The organism is Streptomyces sp. RPT161, from assembly GCF_027533845.1.
Taxonomy (GTDB): domain Bacteria; phylum Actinomycetota; class Actinomycetes; order Streptomycetales; family Streptomycetaceae; genus Streptantibioticus_A; species Streptantibioticus_A silvisoli_A.
Genome location: NZ_JAPZVN010000017.1, coordinates 68,608 through 81,099 on the forward strand (window position 1 = coordinate 68,608; position 12,492 = coordinate 81,099).

General features: G+C 68.3%; 14 protein-coding genes and 1 pseudogene. 6 read left to right on the forward strand and 9 right to left on the reverse strand.

Translation table 11 applies throughout. From position 1 onward, the window contains the following. The first annotated feature begins 21 nt into the window (after positions 1-21). Positions 22-1,227, forward strand: a complete 1,206-nt coding sequence (locus O5O46_RS26575) for a cytochrome P450 (RefSeq protein WP_269858115.1) — start codon at positions 22-24, stop codon at positions 1,225-1,227. Positions 1,228-1,493: 266 nt separating this feature from the next. On the opposite strand, the gene O5O46_RS26580 is transcribed toward O5O46_RS26575, so the two are convergent. Further along, the gene (locus O5O46_RS26580) at positions 1,494-2,423 is read right to left on the reverse strand and encodes an alpha/beta fold hydrolase (RefSeq protein ID WP_269858116.1); all 930 of its coding nucleotides are present in this window, start codon (positions 2,421-2,423) and stop codon (positions 1,494-1,496) included. Between the two features lie 77 nt (positions 2,424-2,500). On the opposite strand from O5O46_RS26580, the gene O5O46_RS26585 reads away from it, so the two are divergent. Together O5O46_RS26585 and O5O46_RS35655 are read left to right on the forward strand one after the other, a co-directional pair. Beyond that, positions 2,501-3,190 carry a TetR/AcrR family transcriptional regulator gene (locus O5O46_RS26585; protein ID WP_269858117.1) on the forward strand — a complete coding sequence of 230 codons (690 nt, stop codon included), beginning with the start codon at positions 2,501-2,503 and terminating at the stop codon, positions 3,188-3,190. 335 nt (positions 3,191-3,525) lie between these two features. Then, positions 3,526-3,619 (forward strand): annotated as a pseudogene (locus O5O46_RS35655) (transposase); the annotation flags it as partial. Between the two features lie 284 nt (positions 3,620-3,903). On the opposite strand, the gene O5O46_RS26595 reads toward O5O46_RS35655, so the two are convergent. Continuing rightward, entirely contained in the window at positions 3,904-4,359 is a 456-nt protein-coding gene (locus O5O46_RS26595) for a VOC family protein (RefSeq protein WP_269858118.1), read from the reverse strand. 548 nt (positions 4,360-4,907) lie between these two features. Here O5O46_RS26595 and O5O46_RS26600 point away from each other — a divergent pair. Next, positions 4,908-5,924: a DNA-directed RNA polymerase subunit alpha gene (locus O5O46_RS26600; RefSeq protein WP_269858119.1), complete on the forward strand. Its 1,017-nt coding sequence runs from the start codon at positions 4,908-4,910 to the stop codon at positions 5,922-5,924. A 324-nt stretch (positions 5,925-6,248) separates the two neighbouring features. Here O5O46_RS26600 and O5O46_RS26605 read toward each other — a convergent pair whose 3' ends face one another. Then, on the reverse strand, positions 6,249-7,310 hold the full coding sequence (locus O5O46_RS26605) for a hypothetical protein (protein ID WP_269858120.1): 1,062 nt from the start codon (positions 7,308-7,310) through the stop codon (positions 6,249-6,251). Between the two features lie 113 nt (positions 7,311-7,423). Between O5O46_RS26605 and O5O46_RS26610 the strand changes: the two genes are divergently transcribed. Then, entirely contained in the window at positions 7,424-7,906 is a 483-nt protein-coding gene (locus tag O5O46_RS26610) for a nuclear transport factor 2 family protein (RefSeq protein WP_269858121.1), read from the forward strand. A 202-nt stretch (positions 7,907-8,108) separates the two neighbouring features. Here O5O46_RS26610 and O5O46_RS26615 read toward each other — a convergent pair whose 3' ends face one another. Continuing rightward, the gene (locus O5O46_RS26615) at positions 8,109-8,849 is read right to left on the reverse strand and encodes a class I SAM-dependent methyltransferase (protein ID WP_269858122.1); all 741 of its coding nucleotides are present in this window, start codon (positions 8,847-8,849) and stop codon (positions 8,109-8,111) included. Further along, positions 8,846-9,349 (reverse strand): SRPBCC family protein, encoded by a 504-nt coding sequence (locus O5O46_RS26620; protein WP_269858123.1) that lies wholly within the window; start codon positions 9,347-9,349, stop codon positions 8,846-8,848. The genes O5O46_RS26615 and O5O46_RS26620 overlap by 4 nt, the downstream gene beginning before the upstream one ends. Before the next feature lie 64 nt (positions 9,350-9,413). On the opposite strand from O5O46_RS26620, the gene O5O46_RS26625 reads away from it, so the two are divergent. Beyond that, positions 9,414-10,073, forward strand: a complete 660-nt coding sequence (locus O5O46_RS26625; protein ID WP_269858124.1) for a TetR/AcrR family transcriptional regulator — start codon at positions 9,414-9,416, stop codon at positions 10,071-10,073. Here the strand turns inward: O5O46_RS26625 and O5O46_RS26630 are convergent. The 4 genes from O5O46_RS26630 to O5O46_RS26640 all read right to left on the reverse strand — a co-directional run bounded on the left by O5O46_RS26630 (position 10,048) and on the right by O5O46_RS26640 (position 12,419). Beyond that, positions 10,048-10,983 (reverse strand): 2-dehydropantoate 2-reductase, encoded by a 936-nt coding sequence (locus O5O46_RS26630; protein ID WP_269858125.1) that lies wholly within the window; start codon positions 10,981-10,983, stop codon positions 10,048-10,050. The genes O5O46_RS26625 and O5O46_RS26630 overlap by 26 nt on opposite strands. A 102-nt stretch (positions 10,984-11,085) precedes the next feature. Continuing rightward, positions 11,086-11,391: a hypothetical protein gene (locus O5O46_RS35390; RefSeq protein ID WP_443072630.1), complete on the reverse strand. Its 306-nt coding sequence runs from the start codon at positions 11,389-11,391 to the stop codon at positions 11,086-11,088. A gap of 138 nt (positions 11,392-11,529) precedes the next feature. Beyond that, positions 11,530-11,766: an asparaginase domain-containing protein gene (locus O5O46_RS35395; RefSeq protein ID WP_443072631.1), complete on the reverse strand. Its 237-nt coding sequence runs from the start codon at positions 11,764-11,766 to the stop codon at positions 11,530-11,532. 239 nt (positions 11,767-12,005) lie between these two features. Then, positions 12,006-12,419 (reverse strand): DUF3592 domain-containing protein, encoded by a 414-nt coding sequence (locus O5O46_RS26640; RefSeq protein WP_269858126.1) that lies wholly within the window; start codon positions 12,417-12,419, stop codon positions 12,006-12,008. Positions 12,420-12,492: the final 73 nt, after the last annotated feature.

Genomic DNA, 12,492 nt, shown 5'->3' on the forward strand with positions numbered 1-12,492 from the left:
CCGCACGAGGAGCCGAAACCCATGTCCGCCGACACACTGCTGGAACGCATCACCGACTACGCCAACCGTGCCGATCCCTATCCGCTGTACGCGGAACTCCGCGAAGCCGGTCCCGTGGTGCGGCAGGCAGACGGCAGCTACCTGGTCGGCAGCTACCACGAGATCACCGCTTTGCTCCACAACCCGCAGATCAGTGCCGATCCCCGCAACCTCCCCGGCCCGGCCCAGAAGGCACGGAAGCCGCCGTTCCTGCGGCTCGACGATCCCGAGCACCACAGGCTGCGCACCCTGGCCATGCGGCCGTTCGGTCCGCCACACAGCCCTGGCCGCATCGACACCATGCGCGGCCAGATCACCGAACTCACCGAGGAACTGCTCGATGAGCTCCGGGACCGCCCCCAGATCGACATCGTCGACGACTTCGCCTACCCCCTGCCCGTCACGGTCATCTGCCGACTGCTCGGCGTCCCCCGCGAGGACGAGCCGCTGTTCCGGGAATGGTCGAACGCGGTGGTCGCGTCCGCCGATGTCAGGCCCGACCTGGACACCACGGAGCAGGACGGGGCGGGCGACCAGGCGCGGATCGACATGGGCATGTACCTGTTGAACCTCGCCGAGCAACGCCGCGGCCATCCCACCGACGACATGCTCTCGGCCTTCATCAACGAACCGGACCCGGCCCTGCGGCTCACCCCCGAGGAACTCGCGGAAACCGGCGTGCTGCTGCTGATCGCCGGTCACGAGACCACGGTCAACCTGATCACCAACGGAGTACTCACCCTGCTGCGCCATCCCGACCAGCTCGACCGGCTACGCGGCGAACCTGACCTGCTACCCCGGGCGGTGGAGGAACTGCTGCGCTACGAGCCGCCCGTCCACATGCGGCAACGCACCCCCCTCGTCGACATGGACATCGCCGGCACCACCATTGCCAAGGGCACCTCCGTCGTGCTCGCGCTGGCCTCAGGCAACCGCGACCCGAAGCGGTTCCACGACCCCGACCGGTTCGACCCCACCCGCCAAGACAACGAGCACCTCGGGTTCGGCAGCGGCATCCACCTTTGCTACGGCGCCCCACTCGCCCGCATCGAGGCCCACGCCGCGCTCGGCGCCCTGATCCCCCGCCTCAGCACCGCACGCCTGGTCCAGGACCCGCCCCCCTACCGGCAGAACGCCATGCTCCGCGGACCCCGCCACCTGCCCATCGAGATGCGACAGTCCGCCTGAGACCGGTGGCCTTCCCTCGCCCGGGTAGGGCGCCAGGTCAGCCTCGACGCACCGACGGCGGCCTGAATGACTTCGACGGCGCGTAGACCGCAATGATCGGGCCGACTTCGACGTCAGGGTCGGCCTGCCGGGTCAGCGGGCCTCACCACCGCCCACGCACGTGCCCAGGCCGCCGCCCACCCCAGCCGCAGTCGGTCAAACGTCGGGCAGCATCGTATTTCCGGTCGTGCGCGAGCCGATCACGCTCTCGCGGGTATCGCGCAAGGTCAGTGCCTCAGCGGCTGCTGGTGTGCGGTGTCTGCCAGTTGGCGAATCTGCGTGGCGATCTCGTGCCACACGGGCCGGGGGAGGTCGTGGCCCACGCCGGGCAGGGTTACCAGGCGGGCGCCGGGGATGCGGGCCGCCGTCGCGCGGGCGGCGTTCATCTTGATCAGCGGGTCGCCGTCCCCGTGCAACACCAGGGTGGGCGCGGTGATAGTGCTGATCGCTGGGCCATGCCACTGGGCGCCGATCTGGCGGCTTTGCGCCTCCGCGTCGTGGATTCCAGTGTCGGCGATCCTCTCGGCGGTCGCCCGCGCGGCCTGCTCGTCGAAGGGGTAGCCGGGCGAGGCGATCAGTCGGGCGAGGGCGACCCCGGCCTCGACGGTGCCCTGCGGTGTGGCCGGAAACCTCATCCGGGACAGCTTCGCCAACGTCATCGGGCGCAGATACCGCAGGGTGGCCAGGCCCTTGGCGTCGCCCGGGACGGCCGACATCGAGGTGAGGGTTCGGACGCGTTCGGGGTGGCGGATCGCGATGCGCTGGACGATGGCGCCGCCCAGGGACATCCCGAACAGGTGAGCCGATTCCCATCCGAGGTCGTCCATGACGGCGATGGCGTCATCGGTCATGTCCTCGGCGGTGTAGGCGTCGCCGCGCTTGCCGAACAACGCGGCGAAGGGGTTGCGGGTGGAAGTGGGCGGCAGGTGGGTGGACTGGCCGCCGTCGCGCTGGTCGTAGCGGGCCACGGCGAACCCATGCTCCGCGAGCACGTGGCACAGGCCGTCCGGAATCCACTGGCGCGCGGCGCCCAGTCCGACGACCAGCAGCAGGGGTTCCCCGTCGCCAGCCGTGGCCAGTTGGTCGTAGGCCAGCCGCACCTTGCCGTTCTCGGCCCAGCGGACGGGAGTCCAAGCCGGTGACGAGGACACACTCATGACGCCTCCTAATACTGCGATCAGCGTTCGCACTATTAGGATAGGGGATGAGACCAGGCGAGGAACAGGGAGGACCGGTGCCCCAGGAACCGGTGACCGTGTGGGAGCGGCCCGAACGCGGAGCCCGTGGCCCCGCGCCCGAGCGCAGTCGCGCCCAGATCACCGCCGCCGCGATCGAACTCGCCGACGCCGAGGGACTCGCGGCGGTGTCCATGCGACAGGTAGCCGTCAAGTTGGCCACCGGACCGGCGTCCTTGTACCGCTACCTCGCCGACCGCGACGAACTGTTCGACCTCATGGCGGACGCTGTGGCCGCAGAAGTCGACCTCACCGCCCCGCTCACCGGCGACCCCGTCGAGGACCTGCTGGTCCTCGCTCTCCAGTCCAAAGAGGTTCACCTGCGCCACCCGTGGCTGCTCGACATCCCCACCGAACCGCTCCGACTCGGGCCCAACGGCCTCGACTACCTTGAGCGCGCCCTGCGCGCGCTGGCCCCCGCCCCGCTGTCCGAGCAGTCAAAGCTGGAGACGATCGGCCTGCTGAACGCGCTGGTGACCCAGTTCGCCCGAGCCGAGCTGCACGCGCAACGCTCACCCACTGAGCGACAGAAGGCCCAGGCCACCTACCTGATCAAGGCCGCCGCCGAAGGACGCCACCCGCTCGTGGCGCAGGCATTGGCCGGACAGACGGCCTCCAACGCCGACTCCCGGCCCCAATCCCACTTCGCGCCGCTGGTACGCCGCGTGCTCGTCGGCCTGACCAGCTGAACCAACGCCCAGCCTGTCCCGCGTGAAATCCGAGCTTCGAGCCGCTGACTCGGCCATCCCCTTGCGCGGGGCACGACCCAGCGCAGCGGGATGTGTGGCGGAGTAGAACGTGCTCTCCCCGCCGCGTGTCGGCGGGCGCGGCAGGAAGTGGAAACGACGCCCAACTACCGTCCAGGCGCACGCTAATGGCTGGCTTCGGCGTCCTTGCGGTGAAGATGGGCATGAACGAGAGCGCACGCCCCACCAGCTCTCCCTCGGCGTCAGCTTCCTCGATGAGTCCCTGGCAGTCGGCCGCCACGGCATGGCCTCCGGCAGCGGACAGGCAGCGAGGCATCTTCGCCGCTCTTTGCGGCGCGAGCCCCGTCGAAGCCTCCTCCGGCAAGACCCAGCGCCGCAGAGTCAACTGCAGCGGCGACCGCCAACTCCGCCCTGTACACGATCGCCCTGGCACAGATGCGCTGGGACACCCGCACCCGCCCGCACATCGAGCACCGCGTCAGCGAAGGCAGGGCACGCCGCGAAGCCATCCGCTGCCTCAAACGCTACGTTGCCCGCGAGATTTACCAGACGATCGTTACGCTCCGGCACAGCACGCCGGAGCCAGGATCAGGTAGTTGACATCCATAGGGGCATCGAACTCGCCCTGCGCTACGAGGCGACGGTGCTGGTCCAGCCATCAACGAGTGGCTATGAGCAGCGTGGCGGAAAGACTCCTAGACGACGCAGAACTCGTTGCCTTCCGGGTCCTGCAGTACGACGGCGTAGTGCCCCATGTCCGGCTCGTCCGCGATCCGAAGCACGCTGGCGCCAGCTTCGATCAGTCTTTCCACTGTGGTAGTGACCCGCTGCGTGCGGACCGCCAACGGGACGTCGCGCCCGCCGCCGACTTTCAGGTCGAGGTGAATCCGGTTCTTGGTGGCCTTGGGTTCGGGAACCTGCTGGAACCACACCCGCGGCCCTTGCCCCGCGGGATCGACGATCGACTCCGGAGTATCGCCGGCGCCGGCAGGCAACTCCTCCTCGGGCACTCCCGTGGCTGCCCAATACTCCCGCCACGTGGCATGGCCGCCCGGTGGAGGTTCGGGTATGTATCCCAGAGCCTCGCTCCAGAACGCCACCAGCCTCTGTATGTCGGCGCAGTCGATCGTGAGTTGCAGCGTCATCTCCATAACCGGATCCTGGCAGACACGTCTGACATTCATGTAGGACCGCCTCCCGACTGGAGAGAGGCACTTTCGCGACAGGCCGTAGCTTGATCTTCAACCTGTGCGGCGCGACCGTGGGCTAGTCGACTTGCGGCTTCCCTTCCGCGGCGACCAGGGCCTGGCGCGCGAGGTCGACGCCGCTCTGCTCGATGTTCACGCGATCACCGCCTCTGTCGCCTCCAGGCGCCGGGCGGTGAGCTCGGTAGCCGGTCCGTCCACGGCGCGGGGGCGGCCTACTCGGTCTGGGCCGCCGTCTGCTCGCGCAGTTGCTCCAGCCGCGTCGCCACCAGAAGCTGTGTCACATCCTCTTTCCGTAGGCCGTGGCGTTTGAAGTGTGGTCGTGGTCGTGTTCCGGCTTTCCGTTCGGTTGGCCGTCGATGCACAGGCAGCCGAACGGCAATGGAGGGATCTTCAGGCGCCTGCCGTGAGGATGACCGCTGCGAGGCCGTACCGCCCCTATCCTTGCCATGCCGCGTAACCCAGCGGGCGCCGAAAACTGGAGGCACCACCTCATGCTGATCGCTCAGCGCCCGTCTCTGACCGAAGAGGTCGTCGAGGAATACCGCTCACGGTTCGTCATCGAGCCGCTGGAGCCGGGCTTCGGCTACACCCTCGGCAACTCCCTGCGCCGCACCCTGCTGTCCTCCATCCCCGCCGCTGCCGTCACCAGCATCCGGATCGACGGCGTGCTGCACGAGTTCACCACCGTGCCCGGCGTCAAGGAGGACATCACCGACCTCATCCTCAACATCAAACAGCTAGTCGTCTCCTCCGAGCATGACGAACCGGTCGTGATGTACCTGCGCAAGCAGGGCCCCGGCCTGGTCACCGCCGCCGACATCGCCCCGCCCGCCGGCATCGAGGTCCACAACCCGGACCTGGTCCTGGCCACCCTCAACTCAAAGGGCAGCCTGCAGATCGAACTGACCGTCGAACGCGGCCGCGGCTACGTCTCCGCCGTGCAGAACACGCAGCAGGGCCAGGAGATCGGCCGCATCCCGGTTGACTCCATCTACAGTCCCGTGCTCAAGGTCACCTACAAGGTCGAGGCGACCCGCGTCGAGCAGCGCACCGACTTCGACAAGCTCATCGTCGACGTCGAGACCAAACAGGCCATGCACCCCCGCGACGCCATGGCCTCGGCCGGCAAGACCCTCGTCGAACTCTTCGGCCTCGCCTGCGAGCTCAACGTCGACGCCGAAGGCATCGACATCGGTCCCTCCCCCACGGATGCCGCCCTCGCCGCCGACCTCGCCCTCCCCATCGAGGAACTCGAACTCACCGTCCGCTCCTACAACTGCCTCAAGCGCGAAGGCGTCCACTCCGTCGGCGAGCTCGTAGGCCGCTCCGAAGCAGACCTGCTCGACATCCGCAACTTCGGCTCGAAGTCGATCGACGAGGTCAAGGCAAAGCTGGCCAGCATGGGCCTGGCCCTCAAGGACAGCCCGCCCGGATTCGACCCCATCGCTGCCGCAGGCGCCTTCGGCGCCGACGAAGACACCGGGTTCATCGAAACCGAGCAGTACTGAATGCCGCGCTGTACCCGGTCCGCTGGTCAGCCCGTATCGGGGTAGAGCCCCACAGGGACACCCCCGCGCTTTCTCCGGTCCGGAGGAGAAAGGGGCGGTGTGCTCCCGGGGCGGCATCCGCAAAGAGCAGTGGCTGCCGGGGAAGGGTGCTCCGGCCACGAAGGCTGATCTCCCCAGCCACCAGCTGAGCCGTCCAGGCAAAACAGGACTCCCATGTCGCCGAATGCAGCGGCGCCAAGCGCAGCGGCGGAACGGTGCAGGCGAAGGCAGAAGTGCCGCCGACGCCGACGTCACACGAGCCGGCCGCCCGGCCCGCTGACTCCTTCAACGCCTTGGCAGGCGAGGGGCTGAACTCGGTGTCTGCGTCAGTGTTGCGAGCGGGAATGCCGCGGTGTCTTCCGGAGGCCGCGACACATACAGGGTCGTGTGGAAGTAACCCTCGGTCTCTCGCCCCTGAGGGTCTTCACCCGCGGCAGCCACCGCATCAACGGCGTACTGCTGCTCCTGCGGGCTGGTGAAACGGCGCTGGGCGAAGGTGGAGTCGGCGGCCTTCTCGGTGACCAGTCCGTGGGACCGCAGGCTTGCCGCGATGGGCTGGTAGGAGCCCGTCCGCAACACGAAAGCGGCGATCCACACGGGGGCGTCGACAGCGGCCAGGAGCGGCTGGAAGGTGCGAGGGGACAGGAAACTCGCCCCACCAGTGACCGTGATCAAGCGTGTGGCGCGCACAGCGCGGCGCAGGGCCGGTGAGGGCGGGTCGGTTTCGAGGTTCTCGGCGAACGCATGGTCCAGGAGGCCGACCGCGAGCGCGTAGTCGAGTGCAGGCGTGGCCACGTCGAGTCCGGTCACGGGGACCGCGTCCTGGCGTCGGCGGGCCGCGTAGTAGGCACGGTCCCATTCGATCAGTTCGGCGGTGGCGAGTGCGTCGGCCCGTGGTGATGTGTAGTGGGCGTGCAGGTCGTCCCACGTCAGGTCGTGATTGAGCAGGGCCGCGTTGATGCCGTAGGAGCAGCAGATGTCCAGTACCTCCGCACGTCCCGCCAGATGGGCGGTGCGGTTGGCGGCCATGCGCCGGAAGACTTCCTGAGCATGATGGGGCGTCTGGTAGTCCAACGCACCCAGCACACGGAAGTAGGCCCGCGGGTCGGGCTGGTCATAGAGGTCGTCGAACGGGGTCCTGCCCACGGGGGTGGTATCTGGCGTCGACTGCCCGGCAGTGGATTCGGTGCTTCTCACCCTGTTCATCCCGGCCGTTCCCCTTGTTCGCATGACCGTGATCCCGACCCCCACAGTCTGAGCCTCACAGCCACCAAGGCAAACAACCGCGGGCACGAAACCGGCCACGTACGGCCCGATAAGACGCCTGCAGATCATCAACAGCGACATGACATTTCCCCAGGTGCCGTCAACCGAGCAGGGCAAGTGCCGCTTGTGGAGGGGCCTTCCATGGGGCCGAAGCGTTCGGGAAACTCCTGCCACTGCAATCGCGTGCTGGGCCGGTGAATGGTCCCGTTGATCACCTGCCGGTGGTCGCGCCACCGGCAGCAGCGGTTGTTGCTCGCGCGGATGAGTTGGCGATTGTCCAGCTTGAAGGGGAGCAGCGCGTCGAGGAACGCGACGATCCGCTCGCGCGACGGCCGTCCCGGGTCCGAGCGGCGCCTCCCCACGGCCTCGCCCAGGGCGGTGAGCTTCTGGGCCCGCTCGCCGACGCGATCGACTCCCTTGCCGCCGGCGACATCGACGGGTGGATGAGCATGTACGCTCCCGACGCCGTAGACGAATTCCCCTGGGCGGCCGAGGGTGCTGTCCGCCCCCTGGACGAGCGCGACGTGATCGCGGCCTACATGAGCGAGTTCCCGGAACTCATCAAGTTCGGGCCTCTCACCGACGTCCGTGTGCACGAAGCAGGCAACGCTGTGCGGCAGAACAGCAGAACTGAAGTGGGGTCGGCGTCCTCGGCTTTCAGGGCCACCCCTGCGTGAGACGGGCGCTGATTTCCGCACTGAGAGGACGCGTTCGCGGCCGTGAACCGGGCGTGGGCAGGCAGCGCACCAGATGTCTTGCGGAACCGGCGCTGGTGACGGGGTTCCGCAGGACGCTGTCGGCGACACTGATCATCGCGATGACGAACAGCCCCTCGCACTTACTTACGCAGCAGGCCTCGCTCTAATGATCTTTCGGAGCTCAGGTCGTTGGCTTGCGCGCGGCTACGACCAGTAGTGGGGGCCTGATGAGGTGTTGGGTCAGGTCTGGCTGGCGGGTGACGGCGGCGGGGGTGGGCTGGGGTTCGTCCAGGGCGACGAGGGTGAGCCCGGCTGCGGTCAGCGCGCTGATGTGGGTGGACAGTTTGTAGTGGTACTTGGTGACCGTGGTGTTGAACCAGCGTTGAGAACGGGACGATTCGTAGCCGTAAGCCGTGATGGGCCACGCGGTGCGGTCGTGTTCGTTCGGCCAGCCGGTCATCGGGTGTTGTGCCGTGCATACGGGGTGTTCCACGGAGTAGACGAGGTGGCCGGCGGGCCGTAGCCAGCCCGCAATCCGCGTCATGAGGGCGGGCAGGTCGGGGACGTAGTGCAGGGCCAGGCTACTGACGACCAGGTCGAGCGACGCGTCCGGCAGGCTCAACTCCTCTGCGGTGGCGCACACATAGCGTACGAGCGGGTTCTTGTGGCGCCTGGCCAGTTCCAGCATCCGTGCGGAGGGGTCCACGCCCAGTACCGAGCGGGCCGCGGCCGTCGCCAACCACCGTGCCTGGGTGCCGTCGCCGCAGCCCAGGTCCAGCACGTCCAGGTCGGCGACCGCGGGCAGGAGCCGCCGGAGCGCGGGCTGTTCCAGTTCCTCGTTGAGCCCGCTGCCCGCGGCACGCATCCGCTGGTAAGCGGTGAAGAAGGCGGGGTCGTCGTAGAGCGGTGTGTCGGCGGTCATGGCCGCGCTCCGCGGGTGGGGGTGCGGACCAGGCTACGCAGGAGGCTGACGTATCGGCTCCAACGTGTCGGGCGGCCCGGTGTCGTCCAGGTTCCTTCGGCGCGGTCCATGCTGTCTTCCAGGCATGCGTCGTGCAGGGGCCTCCACAGCAGGGGCCAAGTGAGCCGGGCTGGGCCTCGGGCGTGCATGGCCAGGGTGTGCCGCAGCAGGGTGTGGTGCTCGTCGACGGCCAGGGCGGTGTATTCGTGGAAGCCGTCGAAACCGCGCGGTGCGTTGAAGGTGAAGCGCACCCAGGTGGCGGGGACGTAGGCGGTCACGGTGTAGCGGATGGGGCCGTGCCCGCCGACCGCTCCGACGGCCAAGGGGCCGTCCAAGCGCATCGCAGGCCAACTGTGATGTGGCCACAACGCGTCGCCGTCGCCGGCGAGGGTGTCGATCAGTGCCCCCACTTCACTCCGCGTCGCCGCCAGCAGGCGTTCGTGCACGTTGTACACGCCCATCGCGTCCTCCCCTGAAGGCTTTCAGAGAACATCCTCCAATATTTTAGAGATTATCCTCTACTGCATGGCCAGGCCAGCCCGGTTCACCACCGACCAGTTCCTCGACGCCGCCGTGCGCAAGGCCGCAGCAGCCGGTCCGACGGCGGTGACCATGTCCGCGGTCGCCGCGGAAGTGGGCGCTCCAAGCGGCTCGGCGTACCACCGGTTCGCCGGACGCACCGAGCTGCTCGCACAGACATGGCTGCGTACGGTGGAGACCTTCCAGGCGAGCTACCTCGCCGCTTGCGAGACGGTCGGCGATGACCCCGCGCAGGCTGCGCGGGGGACGGCTCGTCAGGTGGTGGCCTGGAGTCGCGCCCACCCCGAGCAGGTCGCCGTGCTGCTCCACGGCGCAGACGCCTTCGACCGCGCCCACTGGCCCGAACCGCACCGCCGTCGCGCCGAGGCCGGCAACCAGCGCGTCCACGCCGCTCTCGCAGCCCTGGCCGCCGCCTTGGATCTGCGCGGACCCGAGGCCGCCGACCGGGTCACCCTCGCCCTGGTCGACCTTCCCCTGGCGCTGGTCCGCCGCCACCTGCGCGGGGGCACGCCCCTGCCCGCGCATGCCGAGGATCTCGCCGAGCAGGGCGCGGCCGCCCTCCTATGTGGCCGGTTCCCCTCTCCCGCGTCCCCTGCGGGTGCGGAACGGGCACAGGACGCTACGTCACATCGTCCGGTTCGCTGACGGCTGCCAGCAGCGCGGTAACGGTCTCGTTGTACGGAGTGGGGATGCCGAGGCGGGCCCCTGCACGCACCACCGCCCCGTTGCGGGCGTCGTATTCCAACGCACGGCCGGCCAGACGGTCCCACAGCATGCTGCTGCCAGACTCGGCGGGCATCGCGCGCAGCTGAGCCACGATCTGGTCGGGCAGATCCTCGGGAAGGCACGCCCCCGACGCGGCTGCCACCTGCCGCGCCTCTTCCACCAACGCGCGGCCCAACTCGGCGATGCCCGGCTGGGCGAAGACCGGCATCCGACGCATCGTCAATGCCGTTACGGCACCGTTGGCCACGTTCAGACACAGCTTCATCCAGGCCGCGGTCACGAAATCGCCGGTGAGCGCGACGGTGATGCCGCTCCCCCGGCACAGGGCCGCGAATTCCGCGCCGTCGTCGTCCTCGGGAACCGTGATCCGCGGCCGGTCGAACAACCGGACGTGCCCACGCCGCAGCGACTCGGCCCCGATCTCCACCACAGCCGGCAGCACGCGAGCGGCGCCCACCAACGGCGCGACGCGCTCAAGGTGTTCCACGCCGTTCTGCAACACCACGACACGAGTCCCCGCACCACACAGCCGGTCCAGCCACGGCGCGACCGCGGCCGTCTGGTGAGCCTTGGTCGCCAGCACCACCCACTCCACCGCCGACACCTGGGCAGGATCGAACTCCTCGAAGACCGACGCCTCCTGGGTCATCCCCTCAGGCCAGTCGATCCGCAACCCACCAAGCGGAGACCGCACACACGCGGTCACCTCCGTGCGCCCAGTCGATACAAGGCCCGCGGCCACCACGCCGCCCACCGCCCCGACGCCCACCACCGCAACATGCGTCATGCCCACCGAACCTACCCACTCCGGGATCGTCTTGAGGAGCACGTCACAGAAAGAGCGGAGGCAGGGAACCTCGCATGCCCAACGCAGATGCCCTGTCTGTTTTGGACAGGGTGCTTCGGAGCCAGGTCGGCAGCAAGAACGTTCTCACCCGTGCTGATCGAACGTCGCAGCAACGTCTTCGCGCCTGGCCCCGGTCGCGGCCAGCAGACGAAGCAGCACCCTGGCCTTGTAGGGATCGAGCAGGCCGCCGTTGATCAGTCCGCGCCGCTGCAAATCCGTCTCCGAGCCGACCGCGCCGTAGGTATGCCGCAACACCGAGCCGCTGCCCGTCCGCGACGTCAACACGACCGGCATGCGTTCGGCCAAGGCGCCAAGCCTCGGCGCGAGCGCGGACGGCACGTGACCGACACCGAAACCGGCGACGACGAGACCGTCATGTGTCTCCGCCAACCCGTACCTGACCTTCGATGACGTGACCGATCGGGCCAACGTTAGGGGGAGGTGAACGATGCAGTACTCGTGCTGTGGGCCTTGTGTACCCAACGTGCGGCATGTACCTCGTCGTTGAAAACGGCCAGCGCCCCGAGCTCACGGGCTGAGGGGTGCCGCGGCGACACGTGCTGCCGCAAGCACGTTCGCCGGACCGTCCGCGCCGGCGAGAGTCGGATTGCGCATCGCGCCCGTGAGCACGAACGGCGCCTCGTACCGCCACACAAGGTCGACGAGGAATGCGGTCTCCTCCAGCGTGTCGGTCCCCTGTGTGACAACAACGCCAGCAGCTCCGTCGCTGACCGCTCGCGAGGCAGCATCGACGACTTCGAGCATCTGCCGGGGGCAGGCGTCGTCAGAGCTACGGTCTCCTGATCGAGGCTGGCAGAGCGATCCACAGAGTGTGACACGAGAGGGACTGTGGCCCGAGGGCAGCACGGACCAGCTCTACCCCGAGGCATCCAGAAAGCGCCGCCGCACTCCCCAACGTGACCACCAGCTGATCGCCTGCACCATCACGCGGGTACACGATCCGATCCCGTGGAGAGATGCACGTACAGAACATTCACGCAGGGTCAGCCGTGTCGCTGGGCGACGCCGGACATGAAGAAGACCGCGGTCGCGATAAACAGGGAGCCTACGACCGCAGGGATGGCGATCTCCTGCCTGCGCTTGGAGGCGAGGGCAACGCGGACCTTATTCGGCGCACCGGGCAGGTAGAGCAGGGGAACCTGGCCGCCGACCGGCAGCCCCTTTACTCCAGAGACCGGGATTTGGTACTCGCGCGGATTGCCGTCCGCATCGGTGAAGTTCACCACGGCGTGGTACGTGCTGCCCCCTTCCCCGCCGGAGTGTCTGACATGGCGAACCACGACGCCCTGGACCGGCACCCCCTCGCGCCGCAGTCGGCGGTGACGTGCGTTCAGAAAGAAGGAGTACCCGATCGACAGCAACCCCACTACCAGGAACAACCACACGGTGACCGCCACCTATCCCCGGTTCCTACCGGCCTCAACTTCCCTGCCCTCACGAAAGACAACGACGTCGCGCCGACTTGATCCG

Excerpts from the sequence above, each read along its gene's own strand:
- O5O46_RS26605 (WP_269858120.1), bottom strand. The coding sequence starts at position 7,310 with ATGTCGCTGTTGATGATCTGCAGGCGTCTTATCGGGCCGTACGTGGCC.
- O5O46_RS35395 (WP_443072631.1), bottom strand. The coding sequence starts at position 11,766 with ATGCTCGAAGTCGTCGATGCTGCCTCGCGAGCGGTCAGCGACGGAGCT.
- O5O46_RS26575 (WP_269858115.1), top strand. The coding sequence starts at position 22 with ATGTCCGCCGACACACTGCTGGAACGCATCACCGACTACGCCAACCGT.
- O5O46_RS26625 (WP_269858124.1), top strand. The coding sequence starts at position 9,414 with ATGGCCAGGCCAGCCCGGTTCACCACCGACCAGTTCCTCGACGCCGCC.
- O5O46_RS26615 (WP_269858122.1), bottom strand. The coding sequence starts at position 8,849 with ATGACCGCCGACACACCGCTCTACGACGACCCCGCCTTCTTCACCGCT.
- O5O46_RS26580 (WP_269858116.1), bottom strand. The coding sequence starts at position 2,423 with ATGAGTGTGTCCTCGTCACCGGCTTGGACTCCCGTCCGCTGGGCCGAG.
- O5O46_RS26595 (WP_269858118.1), bottom strand. The coding sequence starts at position 4,359 with ATGGAGATGACGCTGCAACTCACGATCGACTGCGCCGACATACAGAGG.
- O5O46_RS26620 (WP_269858123.1), bottom strand. The coding sequence starts at position 9,349 with ATGGGCGTGTACAACGTGCACGAACGCCTGCTGGCGGCGACGCGGAGT.
- O5O46_RS26600 (WP_269858119.1), top strand. The coding sequence starts at position 4,908 with ATGCTGATCGCTCAGCGCCCGTCTCTGACCGAAGAGGTCGTCGAGGAA.